The 15,014-nt window shown below is 76.3% G+C and carries 14 protein-coding genes and 1 pseudogene; 8 read left to right on the plus strand and 7 right to left on the minus strand.

The window, feature by feature from the left end; translation table 11 throughout:
* From GTR02_RS24925 to GTR02_RS12610, 4 genes and pseudogenes are all read right to left on the minus strand, one after another.
* The coding region (locus GTR02_RS24925; RefSeq protein WP_420814726.1) for an alcohol dehydrogenase catalytic domain-containing protein at positions 1 to 257 on the minus strand (257 nt) is incomplete at its 3' end.
* A pseudogene (locus tag GTR02_RS12600) lies at positions 176 to 544 on the minus strand (alcohol dehydrogenase catalytic domain-containing protein); the annotation flags it as partial. The gene GTR02_RS24925 and the pseudogene GTR02_RS12600, both read right to left, overlap by 82 nt.
* Positions 545 to 665: 121 nt before the next feature.
* Complete coding sequence (locus tag GTR02_RS12605) at positions 666 to 1,613, minus strand: LLM class flavin-dependent oxidoreductase (RefSeq protein ID WP_166607848.1); 948 nt, start codon at positions 1,611 to 1,613, stop codon at positions 666 to 668.
* Positions 1,610 to 3,883, minus strand: a complete 2,274-nt coding sequence (locus GTR02_RS12610) for a glycoside hydrolase family 3 C-terminal domain-containing protein (RefSeq protein WP_166607849.1) — start codon at positions 3,881 to 3,883, stop codon at positions 1,610 to 1,612. Before GTR02_RS12610 ends, GTR02_RS12605 begins: the two co-directional genes overlap by 4 nt.
* A 45-nt stretch (positions 3,884 to 3,928) precedes the next feature.
* Here GTR02_RS12610 and GTR02_RS12615 point away from each other — a divergent pair, with 45 nt between their 5' ends.
* The 4 genes from GTR02_RS12615 to GTR02_RS12630 all read left to right on the plus strand — a co-directional run bounded on the left by GTR02_RS12615 (position 3,929) and on the right by GTR02_RS12630 (position 7,363).
* The gene (locus GTR02_RS12615; protein ID WP_166607850.1) at positions 3,929 to 4,531 is read left to right on the plus strand and encodes a TetR family transcriptional regulator; all 603 of its coding nucleotides are present in this window, start codon (positions 3,929 to 3,931) and stop codon (positions 4,529 to 4,531) included.
* Positions 4,532 to 4,542: 11 nt separating this feature from the next.
* Positions 4,543 to 5,154 carry a histidine phosphatase family protein gene (locus GTR02_RS12620; protein WP_166607851.1) on the plus strand — a complete coding sequence of 204 codons (612 nt, stop codon included), beginning with the start codon at positions 4,543 to 4,545 and terminating at the stop codon, positions 5,152 to 5,154.
* An 82-nt stretch (positions 5,155 to 5,236) separates the two neighbouring features.
* Positions 5,237 to 6,757, plus strand: a complete 1,521-nt coding sequence (locus GTR02_RS12625) for an EAL domain-containing protein (protein WP_166607852.1) — start codon at positions 5,237 to 5,239, stop codon at positions 6,755 to 6,757.
* A gap of 165 nt (positions 6,758 to 6,922) precedes the next feature.
* Positions 6,923 to 7,363 carry a hypothetical protein gene (locus GTR02_RS12630; protein WP_166607853.1) on the plus strand — a complete coding sequence of 147 codons (441 nt, stop codon included), beginning with the start codon at positions 6,923 to 6,925 and terminating at the stop codon, positions 7,361 to 7,363.
* Between the two features lie 81 nt (positions 7,364 to 7,444).
* On the opposite strand, the gene GTR02_RS12635 is transcribed toward GTR02_RS12630, so the two are convergent.
* On the minus strand, positions 7,445 to 8,173 hold the full coding sequence (locus tag GTR02_RS12635) for a methyltransferase domain-containing protein (protein WP_166607854.1): 729 nt from the start codon (positions 8,171 to 8,173) through the stop codon (positions 7,445 to 7,447).
* Between the two features lie 289 nt (positions 8,174 to 8,462).
* Between GTR02_RS12635 and GTR02_RS12640 the strand changes: the two genes are divergently transcribed.
* The gene (locus GTR02_RS12640) at positions 8,463 to 9,935 is read left to right on the plus strand and encodes an HNH endonuclease signature motif containing protein (RefSeq protein ID WP_166607855.1); all 1,473 of its coding nucleotides are present in this window, start codon (positions 8,463 to 8,465) and stop codon (positions 9,933 to 9,935) included.
* 43 nt (positions 9,936 to 9,978) lie between these two features.
* Here the strand turns inward: GTR02_RS12640 and GTR02_RS12645 are convergent, their stop codons facing one another.
* Complete coding sequence (locus GTR02_RS12645) at positions 9,979 to 10,743, minus strand: IclR family transcriptional regulator domain-containing protein (protein ID WP_166607856.1); 765 nt, start codon at positions 10,741 to 10,743, stop codon at positions 9,979 to 9,981.
* Positions 10,740 to 11,672: a PfkB family carbohydrate kinase gene (locus tag GTR02_RS12650; RefSeq protein WP_166607857.1), complete on the minus strand. Its 933-nt coding sequence runs from the start codon at positions 11,670 to 11,672 to the stop codon at positions 10,740 to 10,742. Before GTR02_RS12650 ends, GTR02_RS12645 begins: the two co-directional genes overlap by 4 nt.
* Positions 11,673 to 11,758: 86 nt before the next feature.
* On the opposite strand from GTR02_RS12650, the gene GTR02_RS12655 reads away from it, so the two are divergent.
* The 3 genes from GTR02_RS12655 (at position 11,759) to GTR02_RS12665 (ending at position 14,718) form a co-directional block, all read left to right on the plus strand.
* The gene (locus GTR02_RS12655; RefSeq protein ID WP_166607858.1) at positions 11,759 to 13,060 is read left to right on the plus strand and encodes a type III PLP-dependent enzyme domain-containing protein; all 1,302 of its coding nucleotides are present in this window, start codon (positions 11,759 to 11,761) and stop codon (positions 13,058 to 13,060) included.
* Positions 13,061 to 13,250: 190 nt separating this feature from the next.
* Positions 13,251 to 13,853 carry a bifunctional 4-hydroxy-2-oxoglutarate aldolase/2-dehydro-3-deoxy-phosphogluconate aldolase gene (locus GTR02_RS12660; protein WP_166607860.1) on the plus strand — a complete coding sequence of 201 codons (603 nt, stop codon included), beginning with the start codon at positions 13,251 to 13,253 and terminating at the stop codon, positions 13,851 to 13,853.
* A gap of 40 nt (positions 13,854 to 13,893) precedes the next feature.
* A complete protein-coding gene (locus GTR02_RS12665) occupies positions 13,894 to 14,718 on the plus strand; it encodes a nucleotidyltransferase domain-containing protein (RefSeq protein WP_166607859.1) in 825 nt (274 codons plus the stop codon).
* The last annotated feature ends 296 nt before the right edge of the window (positions 14,719 to 15,014 follow it).

Below are 15,014 nucleotides of genomic sequence, written 5' to 3' on the forward strand. Positions count from 1 at the left end.
ACGTCGTCGAAGCCGATCCCGGCCCGTTCCACCGCGTGCAGCGAGCACGACAACGGCTCCGCGAACGCCACGTGCGCCGGGGGCAGGTCCCCGGGGGCCTGGTGCACCAGCGCCTCCGCGGGCAGGAGCACGTACTCCGCCATCGCCCCCGGGGTGCGGCGCTTGAACCCGAACATGTCGTGCGGCTGGCACATGTGGTACTGCCCGCGGTCGCAGTAGCGGCAGTTCCAGCACGGCACGATCTGCTCGGCGACCACCCGGTCGCCCTCGGCGACGCCCAGCGGGCCGACGCGGCGGCGTCGATGTCCACGATCCGCCCGGTGAACTCGTGCCCCGGGCTGGTCATCGTCTCCGCCCACGCCGGCCGGTTCTCGTCCCCCCAGAACTTCGCCGCACCGTGGTAGCACTTCAGGTCCGAGGCGCAGATCCCGACCGCCTCCACCTCCAGCAGGGCCTGACCCGGACCCGGCACCGGGACCGGGACGTCCTCCAGGCGGTAGTCGTGGGGACCGTGCACCACGACAGCCTTCATCGTGCTCGTCATGACTGCTCCTTCGCAGGGCGCCCCGTCGCGGGGGCGGGCGGCGGCGCCGGGGGTCCCGCCGCCGATCGGGCGCCCAGGCTACGACCGCCCCGCGGACCTGTCCCCCCGGGACCCGCGCCCGTCAGCCGAGCAGGCGCGCCAGGTCGTCCAGCGCGGCGAGCCGGTCGGCGCCGACCGGGATGAGGACGACGCTGTCGGCGCCCGCCGCGTGCAGCTGCGCGACGCGGGCCCGCGCGGTCTCCGGCGTCCCGACGACGGCCAGCTCGTCGACCCAGGCGTCCGGCATCGCGGCCGTGAACTCCGCGCGCGTCGCGCAGCGCTCGCGCAGGGCGCGGAACTCGGCCGCGAAGGGCGAGGGGGCGATGTGCACGGCGCAGTCGGGTTCGCCGGCCCACTCCAGCGCCGGCCGGACGAGCGTGCGCGCGCGGGCGGCGTCGTCGTCCACGACGGCCACCTCGAAGGCGACGAGGGTGTGCGGGCCGGCCGCACCGATCTGGGCGCGCGCGGCCGCGAGGTACTCGGGCGTCACGGGTTCGGCGAGGATCGTGCCGTCCGCGCAGCGCCCGGAGACCGCGAGGGACTTCGGGCCGCGGACGCCTGCGAGCACGGGCGGCGGCTGGGGCGGCGGCGAGGCCAGCTGCAGGTCGCGCAGCTGCACGTGGCGGCCCGCGACGTCGACGTGCTCCCCGTGCAGCAGGGCGCGGACGGCGCGCAACTGCTCCTCGAGCAGCGTGAGCGGGCTGGCCGGCCACGCGCCGACCTGCCGCATCCAGCCGGGCATCCCGTGCCCCAGCCCGAAGGACGTGCGCCGGGGGAACAGCTCCGCGAGGGTCGCGGCCTCCATGGCGGCGAACGCCGCGTTGCGCGCCCCGGCGGGCGCGATGCCGACCCCCACCGCGAGGCGGGACGTGCTCGCGAGCACGGCCGCGGCCTGGGCGATCCCGCCGCGGAACGAGAGGTCCTCGACGACCCACAGCTCGTCGAAGCCGAGCTCCTCGGCGCGCCGGGCGTACGGGAGGACCTGGGCGCTGGGCAGGTCGCGCGGCAGCACGACCCCGGTGCGGCTCACGCGGAGACCTGCGCGTTCGCGGTCGTGGCCCAGTCGGCGAGCGACGCCTCGGGCACGGGCGAGCCGGGGAAGCGGGCGAGCCGCACGAGGGGGATCGCCCGCATCATCTGGCCGTTGTGCGGGTCGTCGAGCATCGCCTCGAACGGGCTGCCCGCGATGACGTCGCGCAGGGCCGGGCCCGCGACGGGGTGCGCGAGCCACTCGCCGACCTCGGAGTCCGGGGCCAGCGGTGGCGTCACGTCCTCGCCCGTCAGCCGCACGGTGGCCGTCAGGCGCACGTCGCGCGAGGACGCCCCGACGCGGACGCCGAACTCCCCGCCCTCGACCGTCCAGCGGCCGAAGCCAGTGTGCCAGAACGCGAACGCGCGGGCGTCCAGGCGCACCACGACCTCCTGCGCCGCCCCGGGCGCGAGCCGGACGCGCGCGAACCCGCGCAGCTCCTGCTCCGGGCGCTGCACGCTCGCCGCCGGGTCGCTGACGTAGACCTGCACGGTCTCGGTCCCCTCCACCCCGCCCGTGTTGGTCACGGTGACCCGCACGTCGACCACCGGGGTGGGTCCGTCGGTGACGACGTCGAGCGCGAGGCCGGTGTGGGCGAACGTCGTGTAGGACAGGCCGTGGCCGAACGGGTGGGCGACCCGCAGCGCGTGCGCGTCGTACCAGCGGTAGCCGATCAGCAGGCCCTCGCCGTAGCGGACGTGGCCCAGCTCGCCCGGGAACGCGCCGACCGTCGGGTTGTCCAGGTACCGCACCGGGATCGTCTCGGCGAGCCGGCCCGAGGGGTTCGCGCGCCCCAGGAGCAGGTCGGCCGTGGCGGCGCCGCCCGCCTGGCCGAGCAGCCAGCCCTCGAGCAGGGCCCGGGTGAGCTCCTGCCACGGTTCGACCGCGACGACGGATCCGTTGGCCAGGACCACGACGACGTCGCGGTTGACGGCCGCGACGGCCTCCAGGAGGGCGACCTGCGCGGCGGGCAGGTCGAGGTGCTCCCGGTCGTAGCCCTCCGACTCGTAGGAGGCCGGCAGGCCGAGGAACAGCACGACGACCTCGGCCGCGCGGGCGTGCGCGACGGCCTCGGCGACCAGGGCCTCGTCGGCCTCGTCCGACTCCGGGTCGTAGCCCGCGGCGAAGGTCACTTCGCGGGCACCGGCCAGCTCCGCGCGCAGGCAGCCGAGCGCGTCGTCGAGGCGGGTGGGGTTCACCTGCGAGCTGCCCGCGCCCTGGTAGCGCGGGGTCCGGGCGAACTCGCCGACGACGGCGACCGTCCCCCCGGTGGGGGCGAGCGGGAGGATCCCGTCGTTGCGCAGCAGCACGGCGCTGGCCGTGGCCGCCTCGCGGGCCAGCGCGTGGTGCGCCGCCGCGTCGACCGTCAGGGGTTCGGCGAGGCCAGGGGCGGCCCGCTCCACGAGCTCCAGCACGCGGCGCACGGCCCGGTCGACGTCGGCCTCGGCGAGCGTCCCGGCCGCGACGGCGTCGAGGATGCGGCGGGCGCCCAGTCCGCCGGAGCTGGGCATCTCCAGGTCGAGGCCGGCCGCGACGGCGTCCTCGCGCACGTCGACCGCGCCCCAGTCGGAGACGACGAGGCCGTCGAAGCCCCAGTCCCCGCGCAGGACGTCGGTGAGCAACCAGGGGTCCTGCGAGGCGTAGACGCCGTTGACGCGGTTGTAGGAGCACATGACGGTCCACGGCCGCGCGGTCCGCACGACGCGCTCGAACGCGGGGAAGTAGATCTCGCGCAGCGTGCGCTCGTCCACGTCCGCGGAGATCGTCATGCGCTGCGTCTCCTGGTTGTTCGCGGCGAAGTGCTTCAGCGACGTCCCGACGCCCTGGCTCTGCACCCCGCGCACGAGGCCCGCGGCGAGCTCCCCGGCCAGCAGCGGGTCCTCGGAGAAGTACTCGAAGTTGCGCCCGCACAGCGGCGACCGCTTCATGTTCACGCCCGGGCCCAGCAGGACGGCGACGCCCTCGGCACGGCACTCGCGGCCCAGGGCCTCCCCGACGCGGGTGAGCAGGTCGACGTCCCAGCTGGACGCCAGCCCCGCCGCGGGCGGGAAGCACGTCGCGGGGACGCTGCCCGTGAGCCCCAGGTGGTCGCCCGCGGTGTCCTGCTTGCGCAGGCCGTGCGGACCGTCGGTGACCATGACCGACGGCACGCCCAGGCGCGTCACCGCCGCGGTGTGCCAGAAGTCGGCGCCGCCGAGCAGGTCCGCCTTCTCCGGCAGGGTCAGCCGGCGCAGGACGTCGTCGGTGCGGGAGGCAGCCACGGTGCTCATGCCGCGACCGTACCCCTGAAGCCGACCGACTGGTAGCTTTTGGGCGTGGCGGATGCGGAGCGCGGGTACGCCAAGGGCCGGGCGCGGCGGCAGCAGATCCTGGAGGAGGCCGTCCGCCTGTTCGGCGAGGTCGGGTACCGGGCCGCGTCGCTGCGCGAGCTGGCCCAGCGCTGCGGGCTCTCGCACCCCGGCCTGCTGCACCACGTGGGGGACAAGGCGTCCCTGCTGCTCGCCGTCCTCGAGCACCGCGACGCCGCCGACGCGGCCGAGACGGGTCTGCTGACCGCCGAGGGGGCCGACCGCCTCGACGCCCTCGTCGAGGTCGTGCGGCGCAACGCCTCCCGCCGGGGGCTCGTCGAGCTGCACTGCGTCCTGTCCGCCGAGGCCACCGCGCCCGAGCACCCGGCCCACGCCTTCTTCACCGAGCGCTACGCCCGCACCGTGGCCTCGCTCGTGCCCGCGTTCCCGGACGAGGCCGACCCCGTCTCCGCGGCCCGTCGGCTGGTCGCCGTCGTCGACGGCCTGCAGGTGCAGTGGCTGCTGGACCCCGACGGCGTGGACATGGCCGAGGAGCTCCGCCGCCACCTGGGCCGCCCGGCCGCCGCGGCCCGCGGCGCGCGACGCGCCGGGGTGGCGGCGCAGGACTAGGGTCTCGCGACGTGTCCATCCTCGTCGTCCGTCACGGTCAGACCGAGTGGAGCCTGACGGGCCGGCACACCGGCACGACGGACGTCCCCCTCACCGCGCAGGGCGAGGAGCAGGCCCGCGCGCTGGCGCCCGCCTTCGCCGGCCGCCGCGTCGCCCTGGTGCTGACGAGCCCGCGCGAGCGCGCCGTGCGCACCGCCGAGCTGGCCGGGCTCACGGGGCCCGGCGGCAGCGCCGCGCGCTCGCGCGCCGACGAGGCGCTCTCGGAGTGGGACTACGGCGCCTACGAGGGCCGGACGACCGCCGACGTCTCCGCCGAGCTCGGCCGGCCGTGGTCGGTCTGGCACGACGGCGTCGAGCCCGGGGGCACGCCCGGCGAGACCGTCCACCAGGTCGCGGCCCGCGCCCGCGGCGTGCTGCGCGAGGCCTCCGCCGTCGACGGCGACGAGGGCGACGTCGTGCTCGTCGCGCACGGGCACTTCCTGCGCATCCTGACCGCGACGTGGCTGGGCCTGTCCCCGACGGCCGGGGCGCTGCTCGCGCTGGAGGCCGGGACGTGGGGTGAGCTCGGCCGCGAGCACGACCGGCCCGTCCTGACCCGCTGGAGCGTCCCGCCCGTCATGTGACGCCCGGGCCCCGGACGCGCCCGCGGCGGGACCCGTGGGCGGGTGCGGCTCACGTGCGCGCCCGTCGCGCCGATGGACGCCCGTGCACTCCGCCGCCACGACCGGGGCCGCGCCGGCCCCCGTGGCCGCCGTGCCCGCCGCCCTCCTGCTCGTCGTGCTGGTCGTCGTGGTCCTGGCTCTCGCCGCCTTCGGTGCCGCCGCTCTGCGTGCCTCGCGGCGCCGCGCCCGCGAGCGCCACGGCGCGGCGCGCACCGACGCGCTGACGGGGCTCGGCAACCGGCTGGCGCTCGCGGAGGCCGTGACGGCCCGGCTCGCCGCGGGCGGACCCGTCGGGCTCCTGCTGCTCGACCTCGATGGTTTCAAGGAGGTCAACGACACCCTGGGCCACGCCGCGGGCGACGAGCTGCTGGTCCAGGTCGCCGCCTCCCTGTGCGCCGGCACGGGTCTGCCCGCCGGCGGGACGTCGGGCGGTGGGACGCCCGGGGACGACCCCGCCGCGGGCGCGGTGACGCGCCTCGGGGGCGACGAGTTCGCCGTCCTCGCGGCGGCGCCCGTGACGGCCGCGGCCGTCGAGGTCCTCGCCAAGCGGCTGCTCGCCGCGCTGAGCATGGGCGACTTCTCCGTGGCGGGCGTGCAGCTCGACGTGCAGGGCAGCATGGGCACCGCCTGTTCCCCGGCCGACGGCACGACCGCCGGTGAGCTCCTGCAGCACGCCGACGTCGCGATGTACGCCGCGAAGCGCGGGCAGCTCGGCGTCGTCCGCTACGACGCCGCGGTCGACCCCCACCACGGCGGCAACCTCCAGCTGCTGGGGCAGTTGCGCACCGGGCTCAGCGACGGCGAGTTCCTGCTGCACTACCAGCCCAAGGTCTCCCGCGACGGCGGGGCGCTGCTGGGTTTCGAGGCCCTGCTGCGCTGGCAGCACCCTGTGCGCGGACTGCTCGCGCCGGGGGAGTTCCTGCCCATGGCCGAGCGCACGAACCTCATCCACACCCTCACGCGGTGGGTGCTGATGACGGCCCTGCAGCAGGCGTCGCGGTGGCGCGCGGCGGGCCTGGCGGTGTCGATGTCGGTGAACGTCAGCGCGGTGTCGCTCGAACCCGGGTTGCTGGGCATCGTCGAGGAGGCCCTCGCGCTCACCCGGTGGTCCGCGGCCGACCTCGTCCTGGAGGTGACCGAGACCGCGATCATCGCGGACGGTCCCGGGGCCCGGACGACCATCGACGCCCTGCGCGCGCGCGGTGTCCGCGTCTCGATCGACGACTTCGGCGCGGGCTCCACGAGCCTCGCCCACCTGCGCGGCCTGGCGGTGCACGAGCTGAAGATCGACCGCCAGTTCATCACCGACCTCACGGACTCCCCGGACGACGACGTGATCGTCTCCGCGGTCATCGAGCTGGGGCACCGGCTGGGACTCGTCGTGGTGGCGGAGGGCGTCGAGACCGCCGCCACGGCCGGCCGCCTCGCGGCGCTGGGCTGCGACGAGCTGCAGGGCTACTACTTCGCCCGCCCGCTGCCGCCCGCCGAGGCGCTCGCGTGGGTGCGCGCCGAGGGGCTGGTCGTCGCCTCGACCGGGGCGGTCGCTCCTGCGGTCGTGGACTGAACCGCGGCGCAGAACGAGCACGCGGCACGCCGCTGCGCCGTGGGTGCCGGCCACCGCCGTCCGCCGCCGCACGGGTGGTCGCCGACCGAGGTCCCTCCTGCGGTCGTCCCCCGCGGGTAGCGTCGCGTCGTGCGGCAACTCCGGCGGGTCTCCTGGCGTCCCGTCGTGGTGCGACTGCCAGGGCTGGGGATCGGTTACGCCGCGATGATGTGGATCCTGTCCGCGGCCGCCGCCCGGCAGCCCCCCGGGAACGGTGCGGACATCGGCCTCATCGTCCTCCTGATGCTCGCCGCCGGAGTCCTCGCCGCCCTGTGGGGCGCCGTGGACGGAGCGAGGTGGGCCCGCCTCGGTCTGTCGCGGGAGGTCGGCCGGTGGACGTGGGGTGTGGCGATCTGCGTCTTCGCCGTGGCCACCCGGATCGCGAACGCGGTGACGGCGCTGTCGAGCGAGCCGGTGGCGGGCCGGTCCCTCGACGTGGTGCTCTACCTGCTGCTCGACGCCCTGGTCGTCGTCCCGGGGATCGCCGGGTTCCTGTGCGTCGCCGTCGTCGGTTCCTTCGGCTTCGTGTTCACGAGGGTCGACCGCGGGCGCGGACGCGCCGACTGAGGGGTGTCTGACGGTGAGGCTGACGCCGTTGCCGCCGAGAGCGTTGCCTGACGGTCGATCTCGTTCGCCTGAGCTGTCGGCTCAGTGCTCACGGGGGCCGCCCCAGCCAGGGGGCCACCGGTGTGCGGTGAAGGCCAACATCGTGGGGATGTCGGCGAACCAGCGTTCGTAGGCGGTCCACTCCTGGACGGGCCGCTCGTGCTGCGGCGACGAGGGCGGTTCGTCGAGCGCGGTCACCGCCAACCCCGCCCGCGTCAACGAGTTCACGTACCAGGACAGGGGTCGGTGGTAGTGCGTGTGCCCCCCGAAGGAGTCGATCCACCACTGCTCGTGCTCCAGGTAGCCGCGGACCTGCCGCACCAGACCCGTTGCTCGTCCGTGCTCCGTCGGCTCGAGTGAGGAGTCGTGGCCGATCTGCTGGCCGAAGAAGGACGGGTGCAGGATCGAGACCAGCAGCACGCCACCGGGCGTCAACGCGGCGGCCACGTCCGCCAGCAGCACGTCCAGCGCCGGGAGGTCCATGAGCACCATGTGGCTGATGACCACGTCGAAGCTGCCGAGCCCGGCGGGCAAGCCCTCCGTCAGGTCTGCGACCTCGAAGCGGAGTCCGGGGTGCCGCCTCCGCGCGATGGTCACCAGCGCGTCGCTGCCGTCCACGCCGACCACCTCGGCCCCTGCACGAGCGACGATCCCAGCCAGCCATCCGTGCCCGCAGCCGAGGTCGAGAAGGCGACGACCGCGGAGATCACCCAAGGTGGCCGTCATGAACGGCTGCAGGCGTCGATAGAACGGATCCGCCTCACCGCCCACCACGTCGGAGTAGCGATCAGCGACCTGGTCCCACCGCTCGATGTCCTCAGGTGCCGGCACACCAGCAGGCTAGGTGGTGCGCCGGTCGGGCCGACTCGCCCGTCGGTGGGTCGGGAGCGGACCCGCGGCGCGGCGGGGTCACGTGCGGCACTCCACGGGTCGTGGCCAGCCCTGGCCGCGACCGAGCGCCCGAACTCCTCCGCCCGGGGCGAGTTCACCGTCCGTGCTGAACCGTTGCAGCACAGTGCTTGTGCTGGTCATCGAACGTTCGTTCGAGTATGCTGTCGGCATGACGTGGTCCACCGAGCAGCCCCTCGCGCCGACCTTCGCCGCGCTCGAGGCGTCGCTCCGGGAGGTCCTGGACAGCAGGGCGGCGACGTTCTCCCTCAGCTCGGCGCAGGACGCGGTGACGGGGTTCCTGCGGTTGCGTCACCAGGCCGACGCGGCGCACCTGCACCTGCTGCGCGTCCTGGGTGAGGTGGGTTCCTCCCGGTCGCAGACGACCCGGTTCCTCGGCGCGGCGCCGAACCTGCTGTCGCGGGCGCAGGCCCACCGCGACCTCGACGCCGCGACGGTGACCGACCCGTCGGTGGTCTGGGACGGTGCGATCGGCGGCGTCGACGGGGACCGGGGCGCGCTGCAGCACCTGGGGGACGCGCTGGCCGCCGGCTCGGCGTCACGGGCGCACCTCGACGTGGCGGTGCGGGTGCTGGCGGGGATCCCCACGACGGTGCGGCGGGGCACCACGACGCTGCCCGACGCGGTCACGGGGGAGGCGGTGGAACACCGCAGCGCGGGACTGCTCGACGCCCTGCTCACCCGTCACGCCACCCGGCACTGCCCAGGGGTGGCCGCCCACCTGGCCCGGGAACTCGTGGTCACGATCGACCCCGACCACGAGGACCGGGAGTTCCACGATCCCGACGCCGCCGCCCGGCGCGGTCTGGTCGTGGGCCCCCTCAGCGGGGGGATGCGCCGGCTGACGGCGGACCTCGACGAGACCACGGCGCTCCTGCTGGAACAGGCCGTCGCGGCCGCGGCCGCGCCCACGCCGGTGCAGGTCGGTGCTGACGGGGAGGTGGTGCGGGACCCCCGGTCGAAGCGGCAGCGGGACCTCGACGCCCTCGTCAGCCTGGTGCAGACGGGTGCGGCGGCGAGTTCCCCCGCGGTCGCGCAGGCCGCCCGGGTGTCCGTCGTCGCCACGGTGGCGGACGTCGCGGCGGCGCTGGCCCACCGCCCGGGTCGGGTGTCCGCCACCGTCGAGGGCCACGGGCCGGTCTCGGCCGCCGCGGCCGGGTACCTGGTCTGCGGCGCGACGCTGCGCCGGGTGCTGACCACCCCCGCCGGTGCGGTCCTGGACCTCGGCCGCAGCACCCGCCTGGCCACCTCGGCCCAGCGGACGGCGATGGCCGTGCGCGACGGCGGCTGCGTCGCCCCCGGCTGCACCACCGCCCCCCGTGCCTGCGAGGCGCACCACGTCCCCGAGTGGGAGCGCGGTGGCCGCAGCGACCTCGACGCGATGGTCCTGCTGTGCCCGACGCACCACCGCGCCTGGCACGCCCACCACCTCCAGGTGCGGTTCCGGCCCGACCGGACGGTCGAGGCCCGCTGGGTCACCTGGTCCACCCGCTGGCCCGGCCGGTCGACCACCCACCCCTGGGTGCGCAACACCGTTCCCGCCGACCGGGCCGAGGCGCGCGCCCTGGGGGCGCGCCTGCGTGCCGGCGGCGACACCGATCCACCGCGAGCGCGGGCCGTGTGACCAGCGGGCGGCGGTGCGGACGAGGACGCGGCGGCTGGTGCGGTCAGCGGGGATCTTCCGGGAGCGGGCGGAACCCGCAGTCCCGCGAGACGTCCGCGGTCGCGGACAGCAGCGCGGGAACCAGGTCGAGGACCCGCTCGCGGGGGAGCAGGACGTCCGGGACCGACAGCGACACGGCCGCCACCGTCCGGCCGTCGGGTCCGCGGACGGGCGCGGCGACGCAGTTGACGAACGTCTCGTGCTCGGCCCGGTCCTCGGCCCAGCCGCGAGAGGCGGTCCGTTCCACGTCGGCGAGCAGGGCGGCCGCCGTCGTGTGGGTGCGCGGGGTCTCGGGGTTCAGGTCGAGCGTCGCGACGAGGTCCGCGCGCTCCGCCGGCGACAGGCCCGCGAGCAGCACCTTCCCGACCGCGGTGCAGTGCAGCGCAGCGCTGCGGCCGATCCGCGAGGACATCCGGACGGCGGCGTCACGGGGTTCCAGCTTGTCGACGTAGGTGGCGGCGGAGCCGTCGAGGACCGCGAGGTGCACGGTCTGCCCCGTCTCGTCGCGCAGCCGCCGCAACCGCCCGGCCGCCACGCCTCGGACGTCGACGGCGTCGAGCGCCTGCTGGGCGAGGCGGAACAGGTGCGCGCCCAGGGCGTAGCGGTGCTCGGCGTCGCGGTGGACGAAACCCTCCTGCTCCAGCACCCGCAGCACCCGCAGCACCGTGCTCTTGTGCACGCCCTCCGCCTCCGCGAGCTCCGTCAGCGTGGACGTGCCGGCGGCGACGCGGTCCAGCAGCGACAGCGCCCGCGCGACGGACTGGCTCACAGGCCCGCCGGGAGGTCGACCGGCCGGTCCTCGCGCACGACGAGAGCGGCTGCGGCGCAGCGGTGCCCGAGTTCCACGGCGGCCACCACGTCGAGGCCGCGGACCGTGCCGGCGAGGTACCCCGCCGCGAACGCGTCACCCGCCCCCACGGGTTCCACGACCTCGACGGGCCGCACGGGGACGTGGTGGGCGACGACCCCGCGCACGACCACGACGACGCCGCGCTCCTCGTCCTTCAGCAGGACGCGCTCGGCGCGGGGGAGCAGCGCCGCCAGCCGGACCGGGTCGTCGGTGCCGAACACGACCCGCGCCTCGTCGGCCCCGAGCAGCACGTCGTCCGCCGCGTCCAGCAGGTCGCGCAGCGGGGTGTCGCTGCGGTCGGCCCACAGCAGCGGACGGTGGTTGAGGTCCACGCACAGGCGGGCGGGACCGGCGAGCACGGTCGCCGTGAGCGCGGCGCAGAACGCGGCGGCCGTGTCGGACAGGCCCGGGGTGATCCCGCTGACGTGCACGACCTCGGCGCTGCGCAGCCGGTCGGCGACCGCGCCGTGGCGCAGGAACGCGGGCGTGAGCGCCGAGGCGGCGGACCCGCTGCGGTAGTAGTGCATCCGGGAGCGGCGGGAACCGTCGGCGCCCCGGACGGGCGCCTTGACGTACAGACCGGTGGGCCGCCGTGGATCGATCTCGACGCCCGCGGTGTCGACGCCGTGCGCGCGGGCGAGGGCCAGGACGTGCTCGCCGAACCCGTCGTCGCCCAGGCGGGACAGCCACGCCGTCGGGACGCCCAGCCGGGCGAGCGTGAGGGCGACGTTCAGCTCGGCCCCGCCGACGGTGCGGGTGAACGTCGACGCCTCGGCCAGCGCGACGTCCTCGGTGGGTGTGAGGACCGCCATGGCCTCACCGACGCAGACGACCTTTGACCTCGGCACGGGGCGATGCTAGAACGGCGTGCGGCGAGACGGCAACCGTCGTTGCGCAGCGTGCAACGCAACCTGACCACCGCGACGGAGGCCGGATGAGCCAGCGGTACCGCTACGACGCAGCGGAACTCGGCGTCCTGGGCGCGGAGCACAAGGCGGTGCCCGTCGGGGCCCGGGCCCTGACGGGCGCCGAGTTCGTGGCCGGCGCCCCGCGCCTGGCCGACCTGCCGACGCCGCTGCTGACGCTCGACGCGGGAGCCCTCGCCGCCAACGTCGCCACGATGGCCGCCTGGTCGCGCCGGGCGGGGGTCGACCTGGCCCCGCACGGCAAGACCACGATGGCGCCGGCCGTCTGGCGCCAGCAGCTCGCGGCGGGGGCGTGGGGCATCACCGTCGCGACCCCGTGGCAGCTCGGCGTGGCCCTGGAGCAGGGCGTTCCCGTCGTCCTGGCCGCCTACCCGCTGCTGGAGCCCGCGGTGCTGCGGCTGCTGACGGCGCGACCCCGCGCGGCCCGGGTGCTGGTGTGGGCCGACGGCGTCGACGTCGTGGCGGAGATGGCCCGGCACCTCCCGCCCGGCGCTGCGGCGCCGGTCGACGTCCTCGTCGAGCTCGGGGCCGCGGGTGCCCGCACGGGGGCGCGCACGACGGCCGCCGGTCTGGAGGTGGCCCGCGCGGTCGCGGGGCAGCCCGGGTTGCGGCTGGCCGGCGTGGCCGGCTACGAGGGTGCGCTCGCGCACGACGCCTCGCCGTCGAGCCGGGACCGGGTGCGGCGCTACCTCGTCGACCTCGCGGACCTGCACGCGCGCCTGCTGGCCGAGGAGCTCTACGACGACGTCCCGGGCGGGCTCGTCGTCACGGCGGGGGGCAGCGCCTACTTCGACCTCGTGGCCGACGTGCTCGCGCCGCTGCACGATCCCGACGGTGCGCGCGGACGGCCCGTGCGCACCGTGGTGCGGGCCGGGGCCTCGGTCGCCCACGACGACGGGTTCTACCGCGGCATCACCCCCGTGGGACGGGCGACCGGGGGATCGTTGCGGGCGGCGGTCCACGGCTGGGCGCGCGTCGTCTCGCGCCCCGAACCCGGTCTCGCCCTCGCCGACGCGGGCAAGCGGGACCTGCCCTTCGACGAGGGGTTCCCCGAGGTGCAGGCCGTGCGGCGCCGGGGGACCGGGCCCGCCGAGGCCGTGCGCGACGCCGTGGTGACCGCGCTGAACGACCAGCACGCCTTCGTCCGCCTCGGGCCCGGGGCCGGGGACCTCCGGGTCGGCGACGTCCTCCGCCTCGGGATCTCCCACCCCTGCACGGCGTTCGACAAGTGGGGGCTGCTGCCCGTCCTGGACGACGCCCTGGCCGACGAGCCCGTCGTCGTCGACCTCGTCCGGACGGTCTTCGGGTGAGCGGCGCGCCCGCCGCGGCCGCGCCCGGGACCCGACGACCGCCCACCTTCGTCCCGGCGCCCCGCCGGAGCGGCACCACCGAACCGGGAGACCAGCCGTGACCGCAGCCAACCCCTCCGCGAACTCCTCCGCGAACTCGTCCGCGGGAACCGCCGGGGCCACCGCGCCCGCCGGCGACGCCCTCGACGCGATGTTCGCCGACCGCGTCGTGTGCGTCGTGCGGGCCCCGCGGCTACCCGACGCGCAGGCGCTCTGCCACGCCCTCGCCGACGGCGGCATCCGCACCGTGGAACTCACCTTCACGACGCCGGACGTGCTGCGGCACCTGCGGTCCGCGGCCGACGCGGTGGCCCCGGACGTGGTCCTCGGTGTCGGCACCGTCGTCTCGGCGGACGAGGCCCGGGCGGCGCTCGACGCGGGTGCGCGGTTCCTCGTGACCCCGGGGCTGCGCCCCGAGGTGGCCGCGGTGGCCACGGCTGCGGGCGTGCCGGTCCTCATCGGCGCGCTCACCCCGACCGAGGTCCTGCAGGCGCACGAGGCGGGGGCGAGCGCGGTCAAGGTGTTCCCCGCGTCGGTCATGGGCCCGGCCTACCTCGGGGCGCTGCACGGCCCCTACCCCCACGTCCGGCTCGTCCCCTCGGGCGGGGTGAGCGCGGAGAACGCCCGCGACTACCTCGACCACGGGGCCGCGGCCGTGACGGCCGGGACGGGCGTGGTGCCGCCGGCCACCGTCGCGGCCGGGGACTGGGCCGAGATCACGCGTCGCGCCCGGGAGTTCGTCGCGGGCTGGTGAGCGCCCCGCACCGCTCGCGCCCGGGTGGCAGCATGGGCGCGTGGCCCTGACCGAGCAGACCTTGCAGGCCCTCGCCGACCGGCTCTGCGACGTCTCCGGCGTCCTCGGCGTCGCGCTGGGCGGCAGCCGCGCCCGGGGCACGGCCACGGCGGAGTCCGACTACGACGTGGGCGTGTACTACCGCCGCCCGCTCGACGTGGCGGGCGTGCAGCGGGTGGCTGAGGAGTTCGCGGGGGCGCCCACCCGGGCCAGCCCGACGGGTGCCTGGGGCCCGTGGGTGGACGGCGGCGCCTGGATCAGCGTGGAGGGGTCGAAGGTCGACCTGATCTACCGCGAGCTCGAGCGGGTCGACGACGCGTGGTCGGACGCGGGGGCGGGGCTGAGCTCGTTCCACACCCAGGTCGGTCACCCGCTGGGGTTCCCGAAGTTCGCCTACGCCGGCGAACTCGCTCTGTCGCAAGTGCTCTGCGACCCGGCCGGGTTCCTCCGGCGACGCCACCAGGACATGGCGACCCCGCCCGCACCGCTGCGGCTCGCCCTGGTCACGGGCCTGTGGGAGGCCGAGTTCCTCCTGGGGGCCGTCGGGAGCGCGGCCGCGCGGGGGGACGCCGCCTACGTCGCGGGCGTCCTGTTCCGCGTCGTCGGGGTGTGCGCGCACGCCCTGCACGGGCACGCGGGCCGGTGGCTCGTGACCGACAAGGGCATGGTCGCCGCAGCGGGTGCCCTGCCCGGAGCACCCGCGGGCTTCACCGAGCGCGCCCACGCGCTGCTCGGCGGGCCGGGGACGGCACCCGACGAGCTCCGGGCCGCCGTGGCCTCGGCGGTGCGGCTCGTCGACGACGTCGTGGCGGCCTGCACGCGCTGACGACCTCCACCGACAGGTCTTCCCTTCCGACAGTCAACGATATATCGTTGACGTGTCGGACGGCACCTCGTCGTCCGCACGAGAGGAGCACGACGTGGACGACTGGTTCGGAGGCCCCCGACGGGGGCGAGGCCGGGGACACCACCCCGGCGGTGCGGCTGCAGGCCCGGGAGCACCGGGCGGACGACGGGGAGAGGGTCGGTGGGCGGCCGGCTGGTCGGGCCCCGACGAGGAGGCCCGCGGGGCCGGCCCCGCGGGCCTCCTCGTCGGGGCCGGCCCCCGGGGTGGCCCGGGGT

The sequence above is a fragment of the Kineococcus siccus genome, from assembly GCF_009906795.1.
Classification (GTDB): Bacteria; Actinomycetota; Actinomycetes; order Actinomycetales; family Kineococcaceae; genus Kineococcus; species Kineococcus siccus.

Excerpts from the sequence above, each read along its gene's own strand:
- GTR02_RS12610 (WP_166607849.1), bottom strand. The coding sequence starts at position 3,883 with ATGAGCACCGTGGCTGCCTCCCGCACCGACGACGTCCTGCGCCGGCTG.
- GTR02_RS12640 (WP_166607855.1), top strand. The coding sequence starts at position 8,463 with ATGACGTGGTCCACCGAGCAGCCCCTCGCGCCGACCTTCGCCGCGCTC.
- GTR02_RS12655 (WP_166607858.1), top strand. The coding sequence starts at position 11,759 with ATGAGCCAGCGGTACCGCTACGACGCAGCGGAACTCGGCGTCCTGGGC.
- GTR02_RS12660 (WP_166607860.1), top strand. The coding sequence starts at position 13,251 with ATGTTCGCCGACCGCGTCGTGTGCGTCGTGCGGGCCCCGCGGCTACCC.